General features: G+C 46.1%; 24 protein-coding genes. 18 read left to right on the top strand and 6 right to left on the bottom strand.

The annotated features are described in order from the left end of the window. Nucleotides 1-9: 9 nt before the first annotated feature. Nucleotides 10-825: an NAD kinase gene (locus tag HZS85_RS02760; RefSeq protein ID WP_023469054.1), complete on the bottom strand. Its 816-nt coding sequence runs from the start codon at nt 823-825 to the stop codon at nt 10-12. Nucleotides 826-990: 165 nt separating this feature from the next. On the opposite strand from HZS85_RS02760, the gene tpx reads away from it, so the two are divergent. The 4 genes from tpx (at nt 991) to HZS85_RS02780 (ending at nt 4,737) form a co-directional block, all read left to right on the top strand. After that, nucleotides 991-1,488, top strand: coding sequence for a thiol peroxidase (gene tpx / locus HZS85_RS02765; protein ID WP_214853208.1), 498 nt, complete (start codon nt 991-993; stop codon nt 1,486-1,488). Nucleotides 1,489-1,588: 100 nt separating this feature from the next. Further along, the gene (locus HZS85_RS02770; RefSeq protein WP_023469052.1) at nt 1,589-2,497 is read left to right on the top strand and encodes a class I SAM-dependent methyltransferase; all 909 of its coding nucleotides are present in this window, start codon (nt 1,589-1,591) and stop codon (nt 2,495-2,497) included. Between the two features lie 120 nt (nt 2,498-2,617). After that, complete coding sequence (locus tag HZS85_RS02775) at nt 2,618-3,829, top strand: acetate kinase (protein ID WP_214852837.1); 1,212 nt, start codon at nt 2,618-2,620, stop codon at nt 3,827-3,829. A gap of 302 nt (nt 3,830-4,131) precedes the next feature. Continuing rightward, a complete protein-coding gene (locus HZS85_RS02780; RefSeq protein WP_035406242.1) occupies nt 4,132-4,737 on the top strand; it encodes a 3D domain-containing protein in 606 nt (201 codons plus the stop codon). Nucleotides 4,738-4,844: 107 nt separating this feature from the next. Here the strand turns inward: HZS85_RS02780 and HZS85_RS02785 are convergent, their stop codons facing one another. Beyond that, on the bottom strand, nt 4,845-5,282 hold the full coding sequence (locus HZS85_RS02785) for a universal stress protein (protein ID WP_029342342.1): 438 nt from the start codon (nt 5,280-5,282) through the stop codon (nt 4,845-4,847). Nucleotides 5,283-5,436: 154 nt separating this feature from the next. Between HZS85_RS02785 and HZS85_RS02790 the strand changes: the two genes are divergently transcribed. Next, nucleotides 5,437-6,162, top strand: coding sequence for an SDR family oxidoreductase (locus HZS85_RS02790; protein ID WP_035406245.1), 726 nt, complete (start codon nt 5,437-5,439; stop codon nt 6,160-6,162). Between the two features lie 46 nt (nt 6,163-6,208). On the opposite strand, the gene HZS85_RS02795 is transcribed toward HZS85_RS02790, so the two are convergent. Next, nucleotides 6,209-7,312: a M24 family metallopeptidase gene (locus HZS85_RS02795; protein WP_214852840.1), complete on the bottom strand. Its 1,104-nt coding sequence runs from the start codon at nt 7,310-7,312 to the stop codon at nt 6,209-6,211. 155 nt (nt 7,313-7,467) lie between these two features. Here HZS85_RS02795 and HZS85_RS02800 point away from each other — a divergent pair, with 155 nt between their 5' ends. After that, nucleotides 7,468-8,778, top strand: a complete 1,311-nt coding sequence (locus tag HZS85_RS02800) for a DRTGG domain-containing protein (RefSeq protein WP_023469046.1) — start codon at nt 7,468-7,470, stop codon at nt 8,776-8,778. A 52-nt stretch (nt 8,779-8,830) separates the two neighbouring features. Here HZS85_RS02800 and HZS85_RS02805 read toward each other — a convergent pair whose 3' ends face one another. Then, nucleotides 8,831-9,139, bottom strand: coding sequence for a YtpI family protein (locus HZS85_RS02805; RefSeq protein ID WP_035406252.1), 309 nt, complete (start codon nt 9,137-9,139; stop codon nt 8,831-8,833). Nucleotides 9,140-9,202: 63 nt separating this feature from the next. Between HZS85_RS02805 and HZS85_RS02810 the strand changes: the two genes are divergently transcribed. Next, complete coding sequence (locus HZS85_RS02810) at nt 9,203-10,138, top strand: DHH family phosphoesterase (RefSeq protein WP_214852842.1); 936 nt, start codon at nt 9,203-9,205, stop codon at nt 10,136-10,138. 65 nt (nt 10,139-10,203) lie between these two features. On the opposite strand, the gene HZS85_RS02815 is transcribed toward HZS85_RS02810, so the two are convergent. Continuing rightward, nucleotides 10,204-10,398 carry a YtzJ family protein gene (locus HZS85_RS02815; protein WP_214852844.1) on the bottom strand — a complete coding sequence of 65 codons (195 nt, stop codon included), beginning with the start codon at nt 10,396-10,398 and terminating at the stop codon, nt 10,204-10,206. A 145-nt stretch (nt 10,399-10,543) separates the two neighbouring features. Here HZS85_RS02815 and dnaE point away from each other — a divergent pair, with 145 nt between their 5' ends. From dnaE to HZS85_RS02870, 11 genes are all read left to right on the top strand, one after another. Then, complete coding sequence (gene dnaE / locus HZS85_RS02820; RefSeq protein ID WP_214852846.1) at nt 10,544-13,705, top strand: DNA polymerase III subunit alpha; 3,162 nt, start codon at nt 10,544-10,546, stop codon at nt 13,703-13,705. Between the two features lie 102 nt (nt 13,706-13,807). After that, nucleotides 13,808-14,326, top strand: coding sequence for a FadR/GntR family transcriptional regulator (locus HZS85_RS02825; RefSeq protein WP_214852848.1), 519 nt, complete (start codon nt 13,808-13,810; stop codon nt 14,324-14,326). Nucleotides 14,327-14,347: 21 nt separating this feature from the next. Beyond that, on the top strand, nt 14,348-15,208 hold the full coding sequence (accD, locus tag HZS85_RS02830) for an acetyl-CoA carboxylase, carboxyltransferase subunit beta (protein WP_214852850.1): 861 nt from the start codon (nt 14,348-14,350) through the stop codon (nt 15,206-15,208). After that, nucleotides 15,195-16,130, top strand: a complete 936-nt coding sequence (gene accA / locus HZS85_RS02835) for an acetyl-CoA carboxylase carboxyl transferase subunit alpha (protein ID WP_023469039.1) — start codon at nt 15,195-15,197, stop codon at nt 16,128-16,130. The genes accD and accA overlap by 14 nt, the downstream gene beginning before the upstream one ends. A 147-nt stretch (nt 16,131-16,277) precedes the next feature. Further along, nucleotides 16,278-17,246: a 6-phosphofructokinase gene (gene pfkA, locus HZS85_RS02840; protein ID WP_029342336.1), complete on the top strand. Its 969-nt coding sequence runs from the start codon at nt 16,278-16,280 to the stop codon at nt 17,244-17,246. Nucleotides 17,247-17,311: 65 nt separating this feature from the next. Further along, nucleotides 17,312-19,060 (top strand): pyruvate kinase, encoded by a 1,749-nt coding sequence (gene pyk / locus HZS85_RS02845; protein WP_023469037.1) that lies wholly within the window; start codon nt 17,312-17,314, stop codon nt 19,058-19,060. Between the two features lie 59 nt (nt 19,061-19,119). Continuing rightward, the gene (locus HZS85_RS02850) at nt 19,120-19,590 is read left to right on the top strand and encodes a DUF441 domain-containing protein (RefSeq protein ID WP_214852853.1); all 471 of its coding nucleotides are present in this window, start codon (nt 19,120-19,122) and stop codon (nt 19,588-19,590) included. Between the two features lie 218 nt (nt 19,591-19,808). Further along, nucleotides 19,809-20,921 carry a citrate synthase gene (gene citZ, locus HZS85_RS02855; protein WP_035406285.1) on the top strand — a complete coding sequence of 371 codons (1,113 nt, stop codon included), beginning with the start codon at nt 19,809-19,811 and terminating at the stop codon, nt 20,919-20,921. Between the two features lie 71 nt (nt 20,922-20,992). Beyond that, nucleotides 20,993-22,267: an NADP-dependent isocitrate dehydrogenase gene (gene icd, locus HZS85_RS02860; protein ID WP_056062664.1), complete on the top strand. Its 1,275-nt coding sequence runs from the start codon at nt 20,993-20,995 to the stop codon at nt 22,265-22,267. Between the two features lie 22 nt (nt 22,268-22,289). Continuing rightward, nucleotides 22,290-23,228 (top strand): malate dehydrogenase, encoded by a 939-nt coding sequence (gene mdh, locus HZS85_RS02865; protein ID WP_214852856.1) that lies wholly within the window; start codon nt 22,290-22,292, stop codon nt 23,226-23,228. A gap of 455 nt (nt 23,229-23,683) precedes the next feature. Beyond that, complete coding sequence (locus HZS85_RS02870; protein WP_214852859.1) at nt 23,684-24,823, top strand: zinc-dependent alcohol dehydrogenase; 1,140 nt, start codon at nt 23,684-23,686, stop codon at nt 24,821-24,823. Between the two features lie 59 nt (nt 24,824-24,882). On the opposite strand, the gene HZS85_RS02875 is transcribed toward HZS85_RS02870, so the two are convergent. After that, a complete protein-coding gene (locus HZS85_RS02875; protein WP_214852862.1) occupies nt 24,883-25,308 on the bottom strand; it encodes a divergent PAP2 family protein in 426 nt (141 codons plus the stop codon). Nucleotides 25,309-25,397 lie beyond the last annotated feature (89 nt).

A 25,397-nucleotide genomic window follows, 5' to 3' on the forward strand; every position in this document is an offset into this window, starting at 1 on the left:
TTTTTATTGTCATAAGAATGAGCGTTGAATCTTATGCCAAAATGTATTGTTCGTTAATTTGACGGTTTTAAGTTCTTTTTCAGAGAGCTGGATATCGACTGAATCCGTTCGTGTCAGGCTGAGTGCTTCGTTATCCATCCCGATGATCGGATAATCGTTTCCGTCCTCAATGATGCGTAACGAGAGTTTACGTCCGCGGTTCAATAGGAAAGCAGAACCGAGTGTCCGGTACCGGTTATTGTTAACGGAAGCGATCTCGCTGACTTGAAGACAGTGGATCAATGGATCGACAATCGCACCAGAGAGTGACTTGTTATAAGCCGTAGATCCCGTCGGTGTTGAGATGACCATTCCATCCCCGCGGAATGTCTCAAACAGGAAGTCATCGATATAGACTTCGATTGCGAGTGATTTGATGATGCTCGACTTTACGGAACATTCGTTCAGACAGAGCATCGGTGGTCCACCGTTGATGGATGCTTCAAGTAGTGGATAACGACGTACTTCGATTTCGCCATCCGAGACACGATTGCCCGTCTCTTTAAAGATTGCTTCGACCGCAGAAAGATCATTGATATCAAAATCACAGTAGAACGAGTTTGGTCCTTCAGCGAATCCGACATAGATCGCATCATCACGGAAACCTGTGAAGCGTGCCGCTTGCAAGAAAGCCCCATCTCCACCAATCGAGACGATGATGTTTGCTTGTCGATGATCTTGGACGACATTCAGTCCGTATCGTGTACCGACATCGATCAACTTTCGCACCTGCGTCTCGTGTCTTTGTGTATTTCGGTAGTACAGGTAGACATTATTTCGAGCCATGGTCAATTCCCCCTTGAAAGCGTTTCATGAACTCTTTTATTATACCTGTTTTTTAGAAAGACGGGTACTGAAGTCCATCAATTATGGCAGAATACTTGCCATCTTCGCAGATCATTCCTATAGTTAAATAGAAAATACAGTATATCCAATCAGGGGAAAAGGGGAATTCATATGGCAACGTTTAAAGGAAATCCAATCACACTTCAAGGTACAGCGGTTCAAGTCGGACAAACAGCACCGGACTTTCAAGTGTTAGCTAACGACTTATCGCCTGTAACACGTGATACATACCAAGGTGTTCGAATCATCAGTGTCGTCCCATCAATCGATACAGGGGTATGCGATGCACAGACGCGTAAATTTAACGAAGAAGCAGCTAGAATCGAAGGTGTGACGGTCATGACGATCTCAAACGACCTTCCGTTCGCGCAACGTCGTTGGTGTGCGTCAAGTGGTCTTGATCAAGTCGTGACATTGTCTGATCACCGTGATCTTTCATTCGGTACACAGTACGGCGTGGCAATCGAAGAATTACGTCTGCTTGCTCGCTCTGTCTTCGTCTTAGATTCGAACAACGAAATCACGTATGTCGAATACCTCGAAGAATCAACGGATGAGGTAAATTTCGAAGCAGCACTCGCTGCAGCACGTGAAGCGAAGTAAGAATGGTTTACAAACGACGCTGAAGCGTTACAATGGAACTAATGATAGAAACGGCTCCCGCTCTACGGGGGGCCGTTTCGTTTTGGAGAGGATGACGTACATGGAGCCGTTAGAAAAGTTATATAAGGAATTAACACGTCAAACAAAACAAATCGAACGTGATCTTGATATGCCTTACCTAGAAGCGTTGACGACTGTGATTGACCGGTTGAACGATCGCCATACTGAAAATGTAGACAAAGAGGTCATTCGAAAGGCAGTATCGCTTGCTATTTTAGAAGGGATGAAACAAGCGCAACCGAACCATTTGCCGACGCCAGACAGCGTCGCTTTGTTTGCTGGTTATCTAATCGGGAAATTGGTAGGTAAGGAGGACATCCGACTACTTGAATTAGGAAGTGGAACAGGTGGTATGTTACACGCTGTCTTGAGTCAGCTTTCGACGGGCACATCTGCTGAAGCAGTTGAGGTAGATGAGACGTTAATTCGTTTATCGGCAGCTGTAACGGAATTACTCGACTACCCTGTTACGTATACGCATCAAGATGCGTTACGACCTTTGTTGCTAGATCCAGTTGATCTTGCGATGGCTGATCTCCCAGTCGGTTATTATCCGGATGAAGAGGCTGCTGCTTCTTACATCTTGAAACGAGATGAGGGTATGAGCTATAGTCATTTCTTATTGATCGAACAAGCGATGCAATACGTCAAACCAGGTGGGTTCGGTGTTTTTGTCATTCCGAACGGTTTGTTCCAGCATGATACGGAAGGCAAGTTGAAACAGTACTTTGAATCAAAAGCGCACGTCATTGGCATTTTACAATTGCCGTTAACCATGTTCAAACAAGAACAGGCAGCAAAAAGTTATTTGATCGTCCGTAATCATTTAGCCGGTATGAAGATGCCAAAACAAGCGTTACTTGCTGAACTACCATCTTTCACAGATGCCCGTGCGTTTGGTGGTATGGTGAAACAGATTGATGAATGGATTAACACAGAATTAAAATGAATTACGCAAAGTGATTGAAATCTGTCGTTAATTTGACTATTCTAGTTGTAGAACAGAAATAGAAGAAAACCTAAACAGATGTGAATGTTCATTGGATTCAAATGGAAAAGGGGAAAAATCATGGCAAAAATTATGGCGGTAAACGCAGGTAGTTCGTCTTTGAAGTTCCAATTGCTCGAAATGCCGAACGAAACGATGACTGCAGTCGGACTCGTTGAACGTGTCGGTAAAGACGATGCAATCTTTACGATTAAATATGGTGAAGGACAAAAGTATACAGATGTCCTCCCGCTTGCAACACATAAAGAAGCAGTCGAGTTATCACTCGAAAAATTAATGGAGTTCGGAATCATCTCGTCTTACGATGAGATTAAAGGTGTCGGACATCGTGTTCTTCATGGTAAAGAAAAATATGCAGACTCTGTATTGATCACGGATGAAGTCATGCAAGATATCGAGTCGTATACAGAACTCGGACCACTTCACATTCCACCAAACTTGATCGGAATCCGGGCATTCCAAGCATTGCTTCCGGAAGTGCCGCAAGTGGCGGTCTTCGATACGGCGTTCCATCAAACGATGCCAGAAGAAAACTTCCTTTACAGCTTACCGTATGATTACTACACAGAATACGGTATCCGTAAATATGGTTTCCACGGTACGAGCCACAAATATGTTACGGAACGTGCATCTGAATTACTCGGTCGTCCATTAAAAGACCTTCGTTTGATCTCATGTCACTTAGGTAGCGGAGCATCAATCGCAGCAGTTTCGGGTGGCGAATCAATCGATACGACGATGGGCTTCACACCGCTTGAAGGGATCACGATGGGAACACGTTCTGGTTCACTCGACCCAGCTTTGATTCCATTCTTAATGGAGAAAACAGGGAAAACAGCGGAAGAAGTCTTGAACGTCATGAACAAAGAGTCTGGAATCTACGGACTCTCAGGTCTTTCAAGTGACTTGCGTGACGTCCAAACGGCTGCGAAGGAAGGAAACCACCGTTCAGAGATGGCACTCCGTATCTTCGCGAACCGTATCCACGGATACATCGGGCAATATGCTGCTGAGATGAATGGTGTTGATGCCATTATCTTCACAGCTGGTGTTGGAGAAAACTCAGATTCAATCCGTGAGCGTGTCCTACGTGGTCTCGAATTCATGGGCGTTTACTGGGATCCATCACTCAACAATGGAGCTCATGGAGAAGAACTCTTCATTAACTACCCACACTCACCAGTCAAAGTCATTATCATTCCAACGAATGAAGAATTGATGATCGCACGTGATACAGTTCGTGTTGGTGGATTGGTTGCTCAAAACGCATAATTTTTAAAAAGGACTGAATCGTTAATACGACGATTTAGTCCTTTTTTGATGAAATCCCAGAAAAATGATACACGAACGTATGATCTATTGTTACGACGATTGTCATACAACGAAAAAAGAAGCGTCATCATCGTAAAAATAAACCTAAAAAAGAGTCGTTTCTTAAAAAAATTAGTCTTTTGTAACATAACGGTAATAGTACAGACATATTTTTGTGGTCTATATGTAACGGCACTACCTGCTTTTGTCATGTATATTAATCTCAGTTAACAAACACGAAACAATGATGGAGGAGAAAATACATGATGAAACGAATGCTCGCAAGTGTTTTAACGGTCGTGTTAGCACTCAGTTCGTTCGCAGGTCTTCAAGCAGAGGCTGCAACTAAGAAAAGCGTCAAGTCAACAGTCGATAGCCTAGTCATTCGTCAAAAAGCTACTACTTCTTCGAAGAAGCTCGGTCTTCTATATAAGAACCAAACGTTATCGTACAAAGCAAAAACAGGAAACTGGTACAAAGTAAGCTACAAAGGTAAGACGGCTTATCTTAGCGCGAGCTACTCGAAAGTCGTGACGTCAAGCGGATCAAAAAAACAATCTACGGGCGGTTGGAAAACAGTCACGAATGTGAGTGCGACAGCCTATACACCGTATGATCCAGGCAGTGGCAACCTGACAGCAATCGGTTGGAACATCAAAAGCTCGAAAAAGAAAGTCGTAGCTGTTGATCCACGTGTCATTCCACTTCGTTCGACAGTCAAAGTGTATTATAAAGGGAAATTGAAAGGGACATATACAGCTGCTGATACTGGCGGTGCCATCAAAGGTAAGAAGATGGATATCCTTTACTACTCTCGTTCAGAAGCATTCAACTGGGGTCGTCGTACCGTTACAGTAAAATACAAATGATTTCAAACCATCGGACATCGGTTCGATGGTTTTTTGTTTAAGCAGGTCATCAAAAAGCCTCTCTTCCTTTGAGATGAAGGGAGAGAGGCTTTTGATGGAAGAGTGGTTCATAAACGAACAATCAAGACGTCACATTTTGCGTAACGCGTAATGCTTTCAGAGACACTACCGATGAAGAAACGCTCAACAGCGTTTAAGCCGGTCGCGCCACAAATGATTAAATCAGCATCGTGATTAGGAGCAAGTTTTTTGGCAATCGTGACTTTTGGAGAACCGTATTCAATTGCAACTTCGACTTCCTGTACACCGCGATCTTGAGCGGTCTTGACATATTCGTCTAGCAATTCCTTCGCGTAAGATTCAGCACGTTCCGTGATAGTACGGTCATATGCTTCTACTGTTGCGAACGTCCGTGTATCAATGACGTGTGCGATGATCAATTTTGCATCATTTCGCAATGAAACATCGATTGCCGTCTCGAAGGCACGTTCTGCCTCTTTTGAGCCATCTACTGCTACAAGTACATTATGATAGACGATTGCCATGATGAATCCATCCCTTCGTAATCGATATGATGAGTACACCCTAATTATACCATTCTCTTACTGGAAGCGGACGAAACATTCAACAAGTTCTAAAAATTGTCCTACCTTTCCATTCCATCGTAAAATGGAGTCAGTGAAAGGGGGCGATGCCAAGATGAGGCACGCGTTAATTACAGCAGGTACAAAAGGACTGGGAGAGCGAGTAACACGCCAGTTATTGGAAGAAGGATGGAAAGTAACGGCGTTCCATCGTTCCGAACCCGAGTTTACACATCCGAATCTTGTGACGATTCAAGCAGATGTGACGAACCAAGAAGAAGTGGAACACGCAGCTCAACAAGCAATTAACGAGCAAGGTCGGATTGATGCGTTGATACTTAATGCAGGACCATATATATTCGAGCGGAAAGCATTAGTAGATTATAGCGATCAAGAATGGAATGAAGTCATTACCGGGAATCTGACCGCTAGTTTCTGGTTGTTACGTCAAGTATTACCCGTCATGCGTAAGCAAGCCTATGGTCGAATCATTACGTATGGTTTTCCGGAAAGTGCGACAGCGCCAGGATGGGTGTGCCGGGCGGCGTTCGCTGCTGCTAAAAGCGGGATGGTGAGTTTGACGAAGAGTGTGGCGCTTGAAGAGGCAGAGCACGGCATTACGGTCAACATGGTCAATCCGGGGAACATCGTCGGTGATAACAAGACGAAACGGATTTCCGAAGCAGAGCAAGATGAAGAAACACCGGTCGGAAGAACGGGTGTCGGGGAAGATATCGCTCGCGCCATCTCCTTCTTACTCGCAGAAGAATCAAGTATGATTACAGGTGCGATTCTTGATGTGACAGGGGGCGTCAATGTCGTCCATCAATCCCGTAAGTAAATAAAAAACACCTAATCCATCGCTTGGATTAGGTGTTTTTACTGATTTAAGATGATGGAATCGATTGAAGGTGTTTTGGTGTGCGAGTCAACGCAACCGGACCTTCCGCAGTAAGATGGATATCATCTTCGATCCGGACGCCGCCGACTCCGGGAACATAGATACCTGGTTCGAGCGTGTAGACGATACCAGCTTCAGCCGTCAGTAAGTTGTTTGAAGCGAGGGACGGGAATTCGTGAACCTCGATTCCGAGTCCGTGACCAACGCGATGTGTGAAGTACTGACCGTAGCCAGCCTCTGTGATGACGTCGCGGGCTGCTTTATCCAACGAGCCGAGTGTCGTACCGATCTGACTCGCTTTTGTCGCGGCTTCAAGTGCTTGGCGGACCGTTTCATAGATTTTCGTCTGTTCTTCGCTTGCCTGACCATAAATGAAGGTCCGTGTAATGTCTGAACAGTAGCCTTTCCAAATGACACCGAGATCGAATAGGACGAAATCGCCTTCTTGGATGACGCGGTCACCTGGGACACCGTGTGGATCAGCACTGTTTGCACCAAATAGGACAAGCGTATCGAACGACATCTCGCGGACGCCTTTTTTCTTCATTTCATATTCGATTTCCGCAATGACTTCGATTTCCGTGATACCTGGACGGATCGCTTGTTTACCGATTTCGATCGCTTCATCCGCAAGTGCTGCTGCTTCTTGAAGGATAGCAATTTCTTCCGGTGTTTTCTTCAAGCGAAGCGCTTGTAAGGACTCACCAATATCAAAAATGGCTGCATTTTCAAGATGTGAGCTCAGTTCTTGATATCGACTAAACGTCATATGTTCACCTTCAATACCGATCCGATTGTTAGAATGTTCAAATGTCTTGAATAATTCAGCTAAACGATCGAATGGATTTTCATGATCTTCATACGTGACGACGTCTCCTTCCCAAGGACTCGCTGCAACGACACTTGCTTCGAGTGCTGGGCAGAATAATACATGTTTGCCGGTTACATCAACGAGGACTGCCATGACACGTTCGTGAGGTTCTGCGTAGACTCCTGAAAAGTAAAAGACATTTGCCTTTGAAGTAATGACGGCTAAATCGATTCCTTGTTCTTTCAAGAAAGCACTAATGTAATTCGTACGTTCGCTCATATGTGACTCCACCTCTCTACTCATTTTCTACATAAGTATACCATCGTCCGATTCGAAAAACATTTCTCGTAAATCAGACTAGTACACGTTTTCATCTTTGGAGTAGTACAGTATAATGACAGGAGAGTAGAAAAAAGGAAAAGAAGGGATACAGTATGCCTACGAAACACGAACAGATCATTCGACATATCGAAGATCTTGATGTCGGAACGAAGATTTCCGTCCGACAAATCGCGAAGGACTTGACCGTATCCGAAGGAACGGCCTATCGCGCCATCAAGGAAGCAGAGAATCTTGGGTTCGTCTCGACGATCGAACGAGTCGGAACGATTCGAATCAAAAAGAAACAAAAAGAAAATATTGAGAAGCTGACATTCGCGGAGGTCGTGAATATCGTCGATGGTCAAGTTCTCGGTGGGAGAAACGGATTACACAAGACATTGACGAAATTCGTCATTGGCGCAATGAAGCTTGAAGCGATGATGCGTTACATCGATGTCGACAGTCTCGTCATCATCGGGAACCGTGAAAAAGCACACGAACTCGTGCTTGAAGCAGGGGCCGCTGTATTGATCACCGGTGGATTTGATACAACGGAGGATGCAAAACGATTGGCGGATGAGATGGAGTTACCCATCATTTCGACGTCATACGATACATTTACGGTCGCAACGATGATCAACCGAGCAATTTATGATCGATTGATCAAAAAGGAAATCTTACTCGTCTCGGATATCTTGATCCCTTTACATGATACGTTCTATTTACAGACGACGGATCCGATTTCACGTTGGCACGAGTTGAACGAACAGACGAAACACAATCGTTACCCTGTCATCGATGAACAAATGAAGGTCGTCGGTGTCGTGACGGCGAAGGACATCATTGACCGTCCACATGACTGGGCTGTTGAAAAAGTCATGACGCGGCATCCAATTACGGTCGGCATTCGAACGAGTGTCACGAATTCTGCGCATCAGATGGTATGGGAAGGCATCGAAATGTTACCGGTCATTGACCAGTATGGGCGATTGCTTGGGATCATTAGCCGTCAAGATGTCCTCAAGGCGTTGCAACTGGCGAATCGCCAGCCGCAGGTCGGGGAGACATTCGATGATCTGATCACAGGCCAGATTAAAGCGGCAGAGGACGAACGGGGACCGTACTTATCCCTTGAGGTTTCTCCGCAAATGACGAATTTCATGGGGACTGCTTCAAGTGGTGTATTGACGACGCTTCTCGTCGAAGGGGCGACGCGAATGTTGCGTCACATGAAGAAAGGTGACCTTGTCATTGAAAACGTCAGCATCTATTTCATTAAACCTGTTCAGATCGAGAGCACGGTAACGATCCGGGCCAATGTCTTTGACGTTGGTCGGAAATTCGGGAAAGTCGATGTCGAAATGTATCAAGGTACACAAATCGTTGCGAAGGCGCTCGTGACTTCTCAACTCATCGATCGTTAAGTGAATACAAAAAGAACCGAAGTCGATTGACTTCGGTTCCTCTGAATCTCGCTCAGGATTGCTCCATCTCACGGACGACATATGGATAAATCTTTTTGTAACGGATGAATCCAGCGATGAATGAAGCAACACCGACGACGATTAAAATAGAACAGACAACTTTTCCGACGAGTGTCGTTAATCCGTTCCCGGAAACGAACTGATTGACGGCGAATAGGATGACGAACAGACTCAACCAAATGCTCGCTTGTGTATTGAACAAGTATTTTCGGTTCGTGCTTTTCGTATGGAACGCGCGGCGTTTTGCTAACAAATACCCACCAAGCGAGAAAACGATGAGGGCGATGAGGATGAATTGCATGTTAAAAGGACCTCCTTTTTGTCTTCATCTAGTATCATATCAAGATTAGAGGAGCTGTGCACAGTGAAAGAGCAAATCAAACAAATGATTGAAGCTGCAAATACGATCATCATTCATCGTCATGAACGACCGGATCCCGATGCACTCGGTAGTCAGTTCGGCTTACAATTGACATTGCAACACCAGTTTCCTGAAAAAACAGTGTTGTCGGCAGGTGAGATGGCGACATCATTGTCATTTATGGGGAAGCTCGATCAGGTAGAAGACGAGTTATACAAAGAGGCGTTAGTCGTGATTCTGGATACGGCGAATCAAGCACGTATTGACGGGAAGGTCGCGATGACAGGAAAAGACGTCATTAAAATCGACCATCATCCCGATGAGGATCCATACGCGTCAGTGCAACTCGTCGATACGACGATGAGTTCGACATCGGAACTGCTCGTTCATCTATTGAATGAATGGGAATACGACATTCCAGCATCAGCTGCTATTCAATTCTATGCGGGAATCGTCGGTGACACGGGACGTTTTCAATTCCGTGGTACGACGAAACGAACGTTTGAAGTCGCGGCGCAATTGATTGATGTAGGGATTGATACAGATTGGTTGTATCGGAATATGTACCAAACAGAACTGGCGGCGCTTCATCTACAAGGATATGTTCTTCAACATATCCAATTGACGGATCAAGGCGTCGGTTATGTCGTTTTGACACAGGATACATTGAAGCAATTTGGAGCAACGGTCGAACAAGCATCGTTACTCGTCAATAGTTTTGCCGGTTTACAAGGAATGAAGTGCTGGGCGCTGTTCCTCGAAACAGATATGGAAGTTCGCGTCCGAATTCGCTCGAAGGGTCCAGTCATCAATGAAGTAGCAAAAGAATTCAATGGCGGTGGACATCCAATGGCGTCTGGTGCGACGATTGAACAGTTAAGTGAAGTCGAACGTGTCGTTAATCGTCTGAATGAGGTCGCTGCGAACTTCCAGTTTTAAATGGAAAAAAGGCTGCTCGGTCTCATTCCTCTCGTGAGGAAGCGGAGCGAACAGCCTTTTTATGCTTATTTCGTTTTTGTTTCTTGTTGCGGAATGAACCATACGCCACGATCTGTGTGGTCTTCAATGACATTCAGTTGAAGTTCAGCGACCGACTTGCGAATCTTCTCAGCGATTTCTTCCGTTTCAGTAAAAGCAGTAACACCTAACTTTAGTTGTTCAACCTTTTCACGTGCGATTTGACTACGATTCAAAATCATGAGAAATGCTCCTTCCGTACCCGTCATGATATTTCTATACTTATTGTAGCGAATAATAAATCAGATGGCGAGTACTTGAGTTAGTTAGATATGAATGTTCTGAAAACTTTTTAAGCTTTCATCAGAAGAGAGAGGAGAATAGAAGATGCACTTAAATGTCCGGACACAATATAGTCCCTTACAAAGTTTGATTCGAATCGAGACGTACCTCGATGAGCTTGTTCATCGTCAGCTTGGACGAGCGATCATCTGTGAAACGACATTAACCGGAGTTCCGGCATTCATCGAGGCGTGTCAGCGTCGACAGTTACAACCGGTCATTGGCTGGGAACAGCGAATCGAGGAAGAAGACTGTTGTATCTTGTGGTTTGCTTTTTCTTCTGATGGCTTACGTCAATTGTACCGATTAGCTAGTGAACAACCGGTTATTGAAGCCTCATCGCTCATTGCGGTGCTCGTTCCGCTTCGTCAGGCATCGGAAGATATGACACGTCTACGTCGTTCCGTCGTGCAGTGGATGGGACACGTTCAAGGAGCGCGTACATATATGGGAGTGACTTCGAGTCGCTCGACCGTCGAGCGAGAGAGTCGCATGCGTTATCGGGAAGTAGCCGCATCACTCGGTGTAGAGACAATCCCGGTCGATCCTGTCCGTTATCTTCATCGAGCTGAAGCCCCAGCTTATCAAGCAATACGTGCGATCCGTGAAGCAACGACGTTCCAAGATCAAAAAACAGATCGTCTGATGCATTTAAAGACTCGAGAAGAGTTACTCGAAGACTTTACGGAGCGAGAAATCACGATGGCTGAGCAATTTGCCGCGACATCTGAACGCTTAGAATTACCGTTCCAGCAACGTCCATTACCACGCGTCGCAGAAGATTCGAATGCGATGCTGCGGACGCATGCTGAAGAAGGATTACTGGCACACGGTCATGAAAGTAAAGAAGCGGCGGAACGGCTCGCCTATGAACTGTCCGTCATCGAACAAACCGGATTTGCTGATTATTTTTTGATCGTCGAGGAACTTATTCGACGAGCAAAGGCGAAAGGCATTCATGTTGGACCTGGTCGTGGGTCGGCAGCAGGCTCTCTCGTTAGTTATGCGCTTGGAATCACGACGGTTGATCCGTTGAAATATGGATTACTCTTTGAGCGGTTTTTGAATCCAGAGCGGATTTCGATGCCGGATATCGATATCGATATCGAAGATGAACGACGCGAAGAGGTATTAGAAGATCTCGTAATGCGTTATGGAAAAGACCATGTCGCCCAAATCGGGACATTATCAACGCTTGGTGCCAAAGCCGCTCTGCGAGACGTCGGACGAACGCTGGAGTTTTCAAAAGATGAACTGGATGCTGCAGTCAAACAACTTGGGAAATCGACGACATTACAAGGAATCGAACAAAATAAACAGACGTATCGCTGGTTCTCTGGAAGTGAAAAACGTCGACAACTCTTACAGCTAGCGCAAGCAGTCGAAGGTCTCCCGCGACAACGTTCGGTTCACGCAGCCGGCGTCGTCATCGGGTCAGAGAATCTCGTCGAGACGACACCCTTAGAGACAGGACCGAACGAGCGATACGTGACGCAGTTCCTGATGCAAGCATTAGAACGTCAAGGATTACTGAAGATTGACTTGCTGGGGCTGCGCAATCTTAGTCGTTTGCGTCGGATGGAAGAATTGATTCGAAGAGAACACCCCTCTTTTAAGCTCTCGCAAATTCCAGAAGAAGATCGTGCGACGTTCCAAGTCTTTGCCCGCGCCGAGACGGATGATATCTTCCAATTCGAATCACCAGGCATGAAACAAACATTGCGAGAAGTGAAACCGAATCGATTTGAAGATTTGGTCGCCACGATGTCGCTCTATCGTCCAGGACCGATGAAATTCATTGATCTGTACGCAAAACGAAAAGCCGGTCAACCTTATCAGATGGTACATCCTGTATTAGAAGAGGTGCTGGCGTCGACATATGGCATCATCGTCTACCAAGAGCAAGTCATGGAAATCACACGCCGAGTGGCTGGTTTTACGCTTGCTCAAGCAGATATATTACGACGTGCGATTTCTAAGAAGAGTACGGATTCACTCGAACAGGAACGTCTCCATTTTTTAGAAGGTGCACGAACGAATGGATTCGATGATACAGTAGCGCATTCACTTTATGAACAAATCGAACGTTTTGCCGGATATGGATTTAACCGAAGTCATGCAGTCGCCTACTCAAAGATTAGTTATGCCCTTGGGTATATCAAAGCGCATTTCCCGCAAATTTTCTTTCTCGTTTCGGTGGAACAACCGGAACGCCTTGTCCGGTTGATGCGCGAACGACGTCTCCCTGTCCTATCACCGGACGTCTGGATTTCCGATTATCGTTCTTCGCTAGAGGGAAAGGGGATTCGACTTGGAATCCATGTGATTAAAGGTATTTCCGAGCGAGAGTTCGAACGGTTAAAAGAAGCGTCGAAGCACACGGCGACGATCGCCGGTCTATTGACTCATGTCGGATGGGGTAAAAAGGAACGAGCAAAAATCGAATTACTGCTTTATAGTGGCGCATTAGACCGAGCGACGCACGGCGATCGTGGACTCGCTGAACAAGAGGTGCTCGAGTACTTCACGGAATCATCGAATACCTTATTACCGGACGAACTGGCAATCCTCGGGAAACGCCGGACACAGAAGTCATCGAAACGAAGCGATTCCGACTGGGCACGCCTGGAACGAGATGCACTCGGATTCTGGTTAACGTATTCTCCTTTGACGACAGCGATGAAAGCACCGGTCGAATCTGCTTATTTTCATGATCTTAGTGTCGGAGCAGACACGCATTATTTAATCTGCTATATTGATCAAATCCGAGAATTCAAGACGAAACGCGGTCAAGTGATGGCGGTCATTCAAGCGGTCGATGGGTATTCAAATGAAGAAGTCGTCGTATTCCCAAGTCAATATGAGCGGTTCCGTCGTTCTCTTTACTTAGGGAATGTCTTATTGATCGAGTTGAAGGTTCAAGATCGTGAAGGGGAGCGCCAATTCATTTTGGAACGGCTCCGGCCACTCGGACAAGATGTATTGTTCGTCAAGCTAACATCAAAAAATGAGCTAGCCACACTCGAACAATTGTTAGAAGCTACGCCAGGCGATATTCCAGTCGTCGTTCGCTACGCTGATTCACGCGAGACGAAATCGTTACCGTCACTTTATGCGGTTCGGCATGATGAGGAATTATTAGCTCGTCTACGTATGCAGTTTGGTGAGGATCATGTTGTCCTGAAAAATGTGCCTCGCTCAAACTAGTAGTAGGTAATAAGATTTGTTATAATAAAGGGTAATTGGTCTGACCAATGCCACCGATTAAAGCAACCGACTGAAGGGTCAGAAAGGTGGTGCCGTATCGATATGGAGAAGAAACGAAATGCGTTTGAAGCCAATATCGCGGCGATTAAATTGATGATCGAACAAGATGGATTAGTTCCAGGAGACCGAATCCCATCGGAACGGGAACTGGCAGAACGACTATCCATCAGCCGACCGTCCGTACGAGAAGCATTACGGACGCTCGCTTATTTAGGCATCATCGAGACACGGCACGGAGGCGGAAGCTTTCTGTTGAACCGTGACGATCATACCTATATTCAAATCATCGCTCAATTCTTAGTGACTGGCGATTCGAAGTTTGAAGACTTGGCAGGAACGCTCCGCTTGCTTGAGCAAGCAGCGCTCGCGCAGCTGGATGACCTTTCGGTGCTTGCACCAGTTGTTGCATCCGATGCAGCGTTTCGTGAGACGTTGATTCAGACGGTCGATAACGATCTGTTTGAACGAATCTGGCGACAAGTCAATGCCTTCCATAAAAGCTTCGGTCAAGGGGAACTCTATACGCAGGCGGAACGGGAACAACTCTTGAACCGCCCATAGGATGACAAGGGGGAACTGAACGTGCAAGCATTTTTTCGAAAACCTAAAAAGTTCGTCACGCTGACTTCGAAGGAGCAGCGTGTCGATGTGCCAGTTGGCCTAATGACGAAATGTCCGAAATGTAAATTGATCCAATATACGAAACAACTGGAGGCGAACTTACGTGTCTGTTCATGTGGGTATCATCATCCATTGACTGCGCAAGAACGTTTTACGCAATTATTTGATGAAGGTTCGGTAACATATTTTGATCTGCCGGCAGTTCAAGCGGATCCCCTCGGATTTGAGGACTATCCGGAAAAATTAAAAGGAGATCAAGTCAGAACGGGTCTTAAGGAAGCGATCGTCTGTGGCGTCGGGAATGTGAATGGTCACCCACTCGTCGCTTGTGTCATGGATGCGCGATTCCGGATGGGCTCGATGGGAGCTGCCGTTGGTGCTGCAATTTCTGAAGCTGTTCGTTACGCGACGAAACATCGTCTACCTGTCACGATATTCTCTGCTTCAGGTGGGGCACGGATGCAAGAAGGAATGGTCAGTCTCATGCAGATGGCGAAATCGAGTCTCTTTTTAAAACAGCATTCAGATGCAGGGTTACTCTATATTTCTTGTATGACCCATCCGACAACCGGTGGTGTATCAGCAAGTTTTGCGATGCTCGGTGATTTCAACATTGCTGAACCGGGTGCGTTGATTGGATTTGCGGGTCGCCGGATCATCGAACAGACGATTCGTGAAAAACTACCGGAGGATTTCCAAACAGCAGAATTCTTATTGCAAGCAGGTCAACTGGACGATGTCGTATCACGACACGATCTGAAGACGTACTATACGCGAATCTTAAAGATACATGCGGAGGGAACGAACCATGCAACCATTTGACCAACCAGTCATCGCGTTACGCGAAAAAATTCTTGAGCTTCATGACATGGCGGAAACGCAAGGACTTGATTTCAAGGAAGAACTGCAACTTCTTGAAGAACGCCTTCATCGGTTAGAACTCGATATTTACGGGAATATGAAAGCGTGGAATCGTGTTCAGTTGGCACGTCATCCAGAACGTCCAACGACACTCGATTACATTGAATCGATTTGTGAAGATTTCATCGAACTGCACGGCGACCGTCATGGGTATGATGATGCAGCAATCGTCGGTGGAATCGGAACGCTAAATGGTCGTCCCGTGACGATCATCGGTCATCAACGCGGAAAAGATACAAAAGAGAACATTCGTCGTAACTTCGGAATGCCACATCCAGAAGGGTACCGGAAAGCACTGCGTCTCATGCAACAAGCGGAAAAATTCAACCGACCGATCATTACGTTCATTGACACGAAAGGAGCATATCCAGGACGTGCGGCAGAAGAACGCGGTCAAAGTGAAGCCATCGCGAAAAACTTGTTTGAGATGGCTGGGATGACTGTGCCAATCATCTCGATTGTCATTGGTGAAGGCGGTTCAGGTGGTGCTTTAGGAATCGGCGTTTGTGATCAACTCTTGATGCTTGAGAACTCGACGTATTCCGTTATCTCTCCTGAAGGTGCTGCAGCATTATTGTGGAAAGATGCGAGTCTTGCGGAAAAGGCTGCAGAATCGATGAAGATCACAGCACCTGATTTATTACGACTCGGGATCGCGGATGCCATCATTCCAGAAGTCGTCGGAGGGGCGCATCTCGATGTGTCATTACAGGCGGATAAATTAAAAACTGTATTGGTACAGAAGCTCGAATCATTGGTTCATCTGACCAAGGAAGAGCTCATCGATCAACGGACCGAAAAATATCACCAAATTGGCACATAAGCACCATGTAATCGCTATCATGATTGATATTCCTCATTTCCGGAATCGGTAATGAAAAAACAAGTGAAAGTTTATGCAATCTGCCCTGTTGTAAAACAAGAAAACAACGTGCTATTTTAGATTCAGATTAATGGAGAGGTGATTAACGTGAGTTTAAAACGGATTGCTGTCTTAACGAGTGGCGGCGATGCACCAGGTATGAATGCCGCGGTGCGTGCTGTCACGCGTAAAGCGATTTTTCATGGCTTAGAAGTATTTGGTGTCTATAACGGTTATCAAGGATTAATCAACGGGGACATCGTCCAGTTGAACCTTGGGTCAGTCGGTGACATCATTCAACGAGGTGGAACGTTCCTACGTTCAGCACGTTGCCCTGAGTTCCGTACAGAAGAAGGACGAGCAAAAGCGGTTGTCAATCTTAAGAAATTTGAAATTGATGCACTCGTCGTCGTAGGCGGAGACGGGTCGTATCGTGGTGCCCAAAAATTGACGGGACTTGGCTTCCCGACAATTGGACTTCCAGGTACGATCGATAACGATATTCCTGGAACGGACTATACGATCGGTTTTGATACAGCGCTCAACACGGCGCTTGAAGCGATCGATAAAATCCGTGATACGGCATCGTCGCATGAGCGGACGTATGTCATTGAAGTCATGGGACGCGATGCGGGTGATATCGCATTATATGCAGGACTTGCTGGTGGAGCAGAATCGATTCTTGTTCCCGAGCGTCCTGAAGATTTAAAAGAAGTCCTCGATCGCATTCAAAGTGGTGTCAATCGCGGTAAGAAACACTCAATCGTCATCGTCGCTGAAGGTGCAGGCCGTGCCCAGGACGTGGGAGACGCGATCGCAAAAGAAACAGGTCTCGATACACGCGTCACGGTTCTTGGTCACGTTCAACGTGGTGGAGCACCAACGGCAGCGGACCGTGTACTTGCAAGTCGTATGGGAGCGCATGCCATCGAAATCCTACTTCAAGGAAAACAAGGACGTGTCGTAGGTGTACGTGGTGGTAAGATGATCGATCTCGATATCGATGAGGCACTCGACGAAAATAAACATGAGCTGGATCTTGATATTCTCGAGCTTTCAAAACAGCTTTCGATTTAACGAACGTCGATAGGATTGGAATGGACAAGAGAACTTGGCCAAACACCGTAGGAGGTTTATGGAATATGCGTAGAACTAAAATTGTATGTACGATTGGACCGGCGTCAGAAAAACGTCTTCCAGAAATGATTGAAGCAGGTATGAACGTCGCTCGTTTGAACTTCTCACACGGCGATTATGAAGAACACGGCGCACGTATCACGGATATCCGCCGCGCAGCGAAAGAAGCAAACAAAATTGTTACGATTCTTCTTGATACGAAAGGACCAGAAATCCGGACACATTCGTTTGAAGAAGGAAAAGCGCTTCTCGAACGTGGTCAAGAAGTCATCATCGTTAGCGGAGACGCAAACGAAATCGTCGGAACGAAAGATAAATTCTCAGTCACGTATGAAGGACTCTATGATGACGTCGAAGTTGGTTCGATGATCATGCTTGATGACGGTCTCATCGGTCTTCGTGTCACTGAAAAACTTCCGAACCGTGAGCTTCGTTGTTCAATCGAAAACGAAGGTGTCATCAAGACGAAAAAAGGCGTTAACTTGCCAAACGTAAAGGTTAACCTTCCTGCTTTGACAGAAAAAGATATTGCGGATATCGAGTTCGGTATCAAGAGCGATATCGATTTGATCGCGGCATCTTTCGTACGCCGTGCGTCAGACGTCGTTGCGATTCGTCAATTGCTTGAGAAAAACAACGCGAGCCACATCAAAATATTCCCAAAAATCGAGAACCAAGAAGGTGTCGATAACATCGAAGAAATCCTTGCGATTTCGGACGGTTTGATGGTAGCGCGTGGTGACCTCGGTATCGAGATTCCAACGGAAGAAGTCACACCAACTCAAAAAGACTTAATCAAGCTTTGTAACGACTTCGGTAAACCAGTCATTACAGCAACACAAATGCTTGACTCGATGCAACGTTTCCCACGTCCAACACGTGCTGAAGCATCAGACGTCGCGAACGCGATTCTTGATGGTACGGATGCAATCATGCTTTCAGGTGAGACAGCAGCAGGGGACTACCCAATCGAATCTGTCCAAATGATGCACTCGATCGCAAAACGTACAGAAAAAATGCTCGACTACAAGCTCTTGTTGAAAGATCGTCAGACACGTAGTGAGCACACAGTGACGGATGCAATCGCTCAAGCGGTTACGCACACTGCAATCAACTTGGACGCAAAAGCAATCTTGACACCGACACAATCGGGTTACACGGCTGCACGTATCTCGAAATACCGTCCAGAGCCAAACATTGTCGCTGTTACACCAAGCGCACGTGTCGCACGTCAGTTGAACATCGTATGGGGCGTGTACCCAATCGTCGTTGATCATCTTTCAGACAACACGGATGACATGTTGACACTTGCTGCGGACACAGCAAAAGACGCTGGTTTCGTTACAGACGGTGATCTCGTCGTCATCTCAGCAGGTATCCCTGCTTTGACTGCTGGTACAACGAACATGTTGAAAATCCACATCGTCGGTAAAGAGATCGCAAACGGTCGTGGAATCGGTGAGCGTGGAGTCGTTGGCGAAGTCGTCATCGCAAACAACGCAGAAGAAGCAAACGCGAAAGCGAAGCCAGGCATGATCCTCGTTACGAACTCAACTGATCGTGACATGATGCCTGCAATCGAGATGGCTGCAGCGATGATCACAGTTGATGGCGGATTGACAAGCCATGCTGGAATCGTTGGACCATCACTCGGTAAACCAGTCATCGTTGGTGTCGAAGATGCATTGACAGTCTTCAAAGACGGTCAAATGATCTCAATCGATCCATTGACAGGTAAACTATATAACGCATAATCCATTCATGACGGACGTGACTTAGGTCATGTCCGTCTTTTTTTGTATGAGGAGGACGTATGGAAGCTTATCTTTTTTTGATTGCCCTCGTCTTCATCGGGGTCATCGCACAAAATAAATCATTAATCATTGCTGCTGCTTTCCTGCTGATCATCAAGGCAATCGGGCTGGATGGTAGACTGTTTCCTTCCTTGCAGGCAAAAGGAATCACCTGGGGTGTCACATTGATCACGGCTGCGATTCTTGTACCGATCGCAGCAGGGGATATCGGATTTAAGGAACTTATTCAAAGTATTCGGGGACATATCGGCATCATCTCATTTTTATCAGGAATTTTTGTTGCAATCGTCGCGGCACATGGTGTTGGACTGATGAAAGAAGACCCACTCGTGACGACAGCCTTGCTAGCTGGAACGATTCTTGCAGTAGGAATTTTCCGTGGGGTACCGGTCGGACCATTGATTGGTGCTGGAATCGCGGCGCTTGTCATTGGAATGTGGGATATCATCACAAAAACGTTCACAGGATGAGCTGAATCAGCAGAGTAACTGAATTAATTTTTTGATAATAGTATGCAAGTTCATTCACTTTTTGGGTATTTTTGTTTATACTAAGAACAGAAACAAGATGGTCTATTCAAGAGTACAGCGCTACAAGCATGGGGAACGACTCTTGAGTGGACGTCTTTTTTTCAATACGGAAATGAAAGCGTTTTAAATTTCTGGGGAAAAAAAGGGGGATTATTGTCATGACGCAAACTAAAGGTTTAGAAGGAATCGTCGCGACGACATCGAAAATCAGTTCGATCATCGATGGTCAATTGACGTACGGCGGTTATACAATTGATGATTTGGCGGAGCACGCCTCATTTGAGGAAGTCGTCTTCTTATTATGGAACGACCGTCTACCAAAAGAAGAGGAATTGAAGCAACTGTCGGAAGCACTCATTTCCGAAGCACCAGTTGCGACTGCCGTTCTCGAGACGATGAAGGCAGCACCAAAGTCGGCGAATGCGATGGCAATGATTCGAACAGCGCTCTCTCAACTCGCGCTTTACGATGAAACATCGGAAGATATGTCGACAGAGGCGAATTACGCTAAAGCCATCAAATTACAAGCGCAAATCGCAACACTTGTTACGGCTTATGCGCGTATCAAAAAAGGGCAGGAACCAATCGCACCTAAAACAGGTCTTTCTTACGCTGCAAACTTTCTGTTCATGTTGACAGGCGAAGAGCCGACAGAAGTGGCTGAAAAAGCGTTCAACCAAGCGCTTGTTCTTCATGCAGACCATGAGTTGAACGCTTCGACATTCACGGCACGTGTTTGTGTTGCGACACTCTCTGACGTCTACTCAGGTGTGACGGCAGCGATGGGTGCATTAAAAGGACCTCTTCACGGTGGAGCGAATGAAGCTGTCATGAAGATGCTGTTAGAAATTGATTCGGTTGAAAAGGTTGACGAGTATGTTCATAATAAACTTGAGAACAAGCAAAAAATCATGGGCTTTGGTCACCGTGTCTACAAGGACGGCGATCCACGTGCGAAGCACCTTCAGGAAATGAGTCGTCAGCTGACTGCTCAAATCGGGGAACCGAAATGGTATGAGATGTCAGTTAAGATTGACGAGATCGTCCAGTCGGAAAAAGGATTGAAACCAAACGTTGATTTCTATTCCGCTTCTACGTACCATGCACTTGGACTTGATACAGAACTTTTCACTCCAATCTTTGCAGTAAGTCGAATGTCAGGTTGGTTGGCGCACATTTTAGAGCAGTATAGCGATAACCGTCTGATTCGCCCACGTGCAGACTACACGGGTGAAACACACCGGACATATGTGTCCATCGAAGAACGTTAAAAGGACGGAGAGGAGTAATCCTCTCCTGATTTTTGATGTAGATTACAATTACTTAAGGGGGATTTTTAGACATGGCTACACTTCAAGGCGAAAACATCACAGTAACGAACGGTACACTTCAAGTTCCAAATGCTCCAATCATTCCATTCATCATTGGTGACGGAACAGGACCTGACATCTGGAATGCTGCGGTACGCGTATTTGATGCAGCAGTTGAAAAAGCCTATAACGGTGAGAAGAAGATTGAATGGAAAGAAGTCTATGCTGGCGAAAAAGCATTCAACAAAACAGGCAACTGGTTACCAGAAGAGACACTCGATCTCATCCGTGAGCACATCATCGCAATCAAAGGACCACTTACGACACCAGTCGGCGGCGGTATTCGCTCATTGAACGTTGCATTACGTCAAGAGCTTGATTTGTACACATGCCTTCGCCCAGTTCGTTACTTCACAGGTGTTCCTTCACCGGTTAAACGCCCAGAAGACACAGATATGGTCATCTTCCGTGAAAATACTGAAGACATCTACGCAGGAATCGAATATGCAGAAGGTAGCGAAGGCGTTACAAAACTGCTTGAATTCCTTCAAAACGAAATGGGTGTCAACAAAATTCGCTTCCCTGAGACATCTGGTCTTGGAATCAAACCGATTTCAAAAGAGGGTACAGAACGCCTCGTTCGTGCAGCAATCGAATACGCACTTGAGCACAAGCGCGCTTCGTTGACACTCGTTCACAAAGGAAACATCATGAAGTTCACTGAAGGAGCTTTCAAAAACTGGGGTTATGAGCTTGCTGAGCGTGAATACGCAGAGCACGTCTTCACTTGGAACCAGTACGATCGTATCAAAGAAGAAGAGGGAACTGAGGCTGCGAACAAAGCACAAGCAGACGCTGAAGCTGCTGGTAAGTTAATCGTAAAAGACTCAATCGCTGATATCTTCTTACAACAAATCTTGACTCGTCCAAAAGAGTTCGATGTCGTTGCGACAATGAACTTGAACGGTGACTACATCTCGGATGCACTTGCTGCACAAGTGGGTGGTATCGGAATCGCACCTGGAGCAAACATCAACTACATGACTGGTCACGCGATTTTTGAAGCAACTCACGGTACAGCACCAAAATACGCTGGACTTGATAAAGTAAACCCATCATCTGTCATCTTGTCAGGCGAAATGATGTTCCGTCACCTCGGTTGGAACGAAGCAGCAGATCTCATCATCAAATCGATGGAAACATCGATCGAAGCAAAAGTCGTCACATACGACTTCGCACGTCTCATGGATGGTGCGACTGAAGTGAAGTGTTCTGAATTCGCGGACGAACTCATCAAAAACATGTAATCCGATCAGGAGGAATGAGTCGATGAACAGACGGAAGAAGATCGCAGTCATAGGAAGTGGCTTTACGGGCGCGACGACGGCACTTTACCTTGCCCAGCAAGAGTTAGGTGATATCGTCCTCGTCGACCGACCAGAGCAAGAAAATCCGACGAAAGGAAAGGCGCTTGATATGCAAGAAGCAGCGCCAATCCTCGGATTTGATGTTTCGGTAAAAGGGACATCGGATTATGCAGATATCAAGGATGCAGATATCGTCGTCATCACTGCCGGCATTGCTCGAAAGCCGGGCATGAGCCGCGAAGACCTTGTCAGTACGAATGCTGCCGTCATGACAGCTGTGACGAAGGAAATCGTCGCGCATGCACCAGAATCGATCATCATCGTTTTGACGAACCCGGTCGATGCGATGACGTATACGGTCTATCAAGCATCTGGTTTTCCGAAGGAACGTGTCATCGGTCAGTCCGGAGTCCTCGACACGGCGCGTTTCCGGACATTTCTAGCAGAAGAACTCAATGTTTCTGTGAAGGACGTATCAGGGTTCGTGCTCGGTGGACACGGAGATGATATGGTACCGCTACTGCGCTATTCTCAGGCAGGAGGAATTCCGATTGAGAAGCTCATATCGAAAGAACGACTCGATGCGATCGTTGACCGGACCCGTAAAGGGGGCGGTGAAATCGTTCAGTTACTTGGAAACGGTTCTGCTTATTATGCGCCAGCAGCGGCAATTGCTGAGATGGTCGAAGCGATTTTGAAGGATCAGCGACGGATTCTTCCGGCAATCGCTTATCTCGAAGGCGAATACGGATACAACGATATGTACTTTGGTGTACCGGTCATTCTTGGTGGGAACGGTGTCGAGCACGTCTACGAACTCGAGCTGACTGCCGATGAACAAGAAGCATTGAACCGCTCTGCGTCTACTGTCCGTTCGGTACTCGACCTATTAAAATCTTGATTCTAAAAAAAGACGAACTTGTCGAAAGTGACAAGTTCGTCTTTTTTGTCTCGTCATAACCGATGAGGAGAAGCATAGTGCGATAACTTGGCATACCAAGGGCAGACCAGTATAAGAAGAAACGTCAGCCAAGGAATCAAATATCCGATTCGAAGGAAGTGACCTTGATGTTCCATATGTAGGTGTTGTCGGTTTTGACAATGTGGACAGGGGAGTCCGTGAGCAGACCAGATTAAACGATAGATTGTTCGAGCAGACCAGGATTGACGACAAACGGTGCATCGTGCCACGCGAGTGCCTCCTTTCATTCATAGGTTAATTGTGTAAAGTGTGTTTTTCACAACATACGATACACATAGGAGAAAAGTTCCAATTTCAATAAACATGTATAAAAAAAGATTGTATTAGGGTAAGGACAAAGGTACGTCATTCTATTCCACTAAGGGGGATGCCACATGCGCGCCGTAACGTACCAAGGAGCAAAAGATGTTCAAGTCAAACAAGTACAGGATCCATCGATTGATAAAAACGATGACATCATCGTAAAGATCACCTCGACTGCAATTTGTGGTTCGGATCTACACATTTATCAAGGGAATATGCCGGCTCACAAAGACTATGTCATTGGTCATGAACCGATGGGCATCGTTGAAGAAGTTGGACCAGGAGTGACGAAGGTCAAACGGGGAGACCGCGTCGTATTACCGTTTAACGTTGCTTGCGGTCACTGTTTCTTTTGCGAACATGATATGGAAAGTCAATGTGATAACTCAAACGGAAATCCGCATGTCGATACAGGTGGATATTTCGGTTTTACAGAAGAGTTTGGTGGACATCCCGGTGGTCAGGCGGAATATTTAAAAGTACCATTTGGAAATTTCATGCCACTTGTGATTCCTGAATCGTGTGAACTAGAAGATGAAGCGTTGTTGTTCTTATCTGACGTTTTACCTACAGCATATTGGAGTGTCCTGCATGCTGGTGTGAAAAAAGGGGACACGGTCGTCGTACTCGGATCGGGACCTGTCGGACTGATGACACAAAAATTCGCATGGATGCAAGGTGCGAAACGGGTCATTGCGGTGGATGATCAAGTGTACCGATTAAATCATGCTAAAATGACGAATAAAGTCGAGACCGTGAATTTTTCAGATCATGCAGAAAGTGGTGCTTACATCAAAGAATTGACGCAAGGTGGGGCAGACGTCGTCATTGATTGCGTCGGTTTTGACGGAAAGATGTCCGCCGTAGAAAAAATTGAACAAAAGATTGGTCTGCAAGGTGGAACGTTGAGTGCCATTAATATTGCGAAGGACGCTGTCCGGAAATTTGGTACCGTACAGTTGACGGGCGTCTATGCTGAAAAATATAATCAATTCCCACTCGGCGACTTTTTCACTCGGAATATCACACTGAAAATGGGACAAGCACCCGTCGTCCATTTGATGCCGGAACTGTTCCAGAAAATCATCAATAAGGAATTTGATCCGACGGATATCGTGACACACCGAGTGGCACTTGATGATGCTGCTTCTGCCTATCAGACATTTAATGATCGGACAGATGGATGCATCAAGGTCGTCTTGAAACCATAAGCTATATCATACTCAAACAGCCCATCCGATTTTTGGATGGGCTGTTGTACATCATAGGATTAAAAGAAGAAGACGGGCCATAGAAGACCGACAGCTAAACCGAGTAAGAGACCAACGAATACTTGAAACTCAGTGTGACCGACGAGTTCGTTCAGAAGAGGGGTCTCATGACGAATTCCTTTAAAATAATCATTGAGTAATTTTGCCTGAACACCAACAGCTTGTCTGACACCGGTCGCGTCATACATGATGATTGTGGCAAATATGGCAGCTAGTGCGAAGATCGAAGATGAGAAGCCTTCCTGAAAACCGATGACCACGGCTAACGCGACGACAGTCGAGCTATGTGAACTAGGCATACCACCGGAAGCAAACATGATCTCCAGGTCGAACTTTCGGGTCCGTACCAAACTCGTAACAAGCTTCGCTGCTTGAGCGATGAACCATGCCGTGATGGCTGCAAAAAGGGGATGATTCCATTCCATACATTTTACCTCCTACGATTGACGATATGTATTGATTCCCCGTTTTTATCGCTTTTACACGAATGATCAAGAGGGATTCATCGTCTCCT

Source organism: Exiguobacterium sp. s130 (genome assembly GCF_018619055.1).
Classification (GTDB): domain Bacteria; phylum Bacillota; class Bacilli; order Exiguobacteriales; family Exiguobacteriaceae; genus Exiguobacterium_A.

What these genes read in the sequence shown, in the direction of transcription:
- HZS85_RS02760 (WP_023469054.1), bottom strand. Translation starts at nt 825, where the DNA reads ATGGCTCGAAATAATGTCTACCTGTACTACCGAAATACACAAAGACAC.
- HZS85_RS02770 (WP_023469052.1), top strand. Translation starts at nt 1,589, where the DNA reads ATGGAGCCGTTAGAAAAGTTATATAAGGAATTAACACGTCAAACAAAA.
- HZS85_RS02775 (WP_214852837.1), top strand. Translation starts at nt 2,618, where the DNA reads ATGGCAAAAATTATGGCGGTAAACGCAGGTAGTTCGTCTTTGAAGTTC.
- HZS85_RS02780 (WP_035406242.1), top strand. Translation starts at nt 4,132, where the DNA reads ATGATGAAACGAATGCTCGCAAGTGTTTTAACGGTCGTGTTAGCACTC.
- HZS85_RS02785 (WP_029342342.1), bottom strand. Translation starts at nt 5,282, where the DNA reads ATGGCAATCGTCTATCATAATGTACTTGTAGCAGTAGATGGCTCAAAA.
- HZS85_RS02790 (WP_035406245.1), top strand. Translation starts at nt 5,437, where the DNA reads ATGAGGCACGCGTTAATTACAGCAGGTACAAAAGGACTGGGAGAGCGA.
- HZS85_RS02795 (WP_214852840.1), bottom strand. Translation starts at nt 7,312, where the DNA reads ATGAGCGAACGTACGAATTACATTAGTGCTTTCTTGAAAGAACAAGGA.
- HZS85_RS02800 (WP_023469046.1), top strand. Translation starts at nt 7,468, where the DNA reads ATGCCTACGAAACACGAACAGATCATTCGACATATCGAAGATCTTGAT.
- HZS85_RS02805 (WP_035406252.1), bottom strand. Translation starts at nt 9,139, where the DNA reads ATGCAATTCATCCTCATCGCCCTCATCGTTTTCTCGCTTGGTGGGTAT.
- HZS85_RS02815 (WP_214852844.1), bottom strand. Translation starts at nt 10,398, where the DNA reads ATGATTTTGAATCGTAGTCAAATCGCACGTGAAAAGGTTGAACAACTA.
- dnaE (WP_214852846.1), top strand. Translation starts at nt 10,544, where the DNA reads ATGCACTTAAATGTCCGGACACAATATAGTCCCTTACAAAGTTTGATT.
- HZS85_RS02825 (WP_214852848.1), top strand. Translation starts at nt 13,808, where the DNA reads ATGGAGAAGAAACGAAATGCGTTTGAAGCCAATATCGCGGCGATTAAA.
- accA (WP_023469039.1), top strand. Translation starts at nt 15,195, where the DNA reads ATGCAACCATTTGACCAACCAGTCATCGCGTTACGCGAAAAAATTCTT.
- pyk (WP_023469037.1), top strand. Translation starts at nt 17,312, where the DNA reads ATGCGTAGAACTAAAATTGTATGTACGATTGGACCGGCGTCAGAAAAA.
- HZS85_RS02850 (WP_214852853.1), top strand. Translation starts at nt 19,120, where the DNA reads ATGGAAGCTTATCTTTTTTTGATTGCCCTCGTCTTCATCGGGGTCATC.
- citZ (WP_035406285.1), top strand. Translation starts at nt 19,809, where the DNA reads ATGACGCAAACTAAAGGTTTAGAAGGAATCGTCGCGACGACATCGAAA.
- icd (WP_056062664.1), top strand. Translation starts at nt 20,993, where the DNA reads ATGGCTACACTTCAAGGCGAAAACATCACAGTAACGAACGGTACACTT.
- mdh (WP_214852856.1), top strand. Translation starts at nt 22,290, where the DNA reads ATGAACAGACGGAAGAAGATCGCAGTCATAGGAAGTGGCTTTACGGGC.
- HZS85_RS02870 (WP_214852859.1), top strand. Translation starts at nt 23,684, where the DNA reads ATGCGCGCCGTAACGTACCAAGGAGCAAAAGATGTTCAAGTCAAACAA.
- HZS85_RS02875 (WP_214852862.1), bottom strand. Translation starts at nt 25,308, where the DNA reads ATGGAATGGAATCATCCCCTTTTTGCAGCCATCACGGCATGGTTCATC.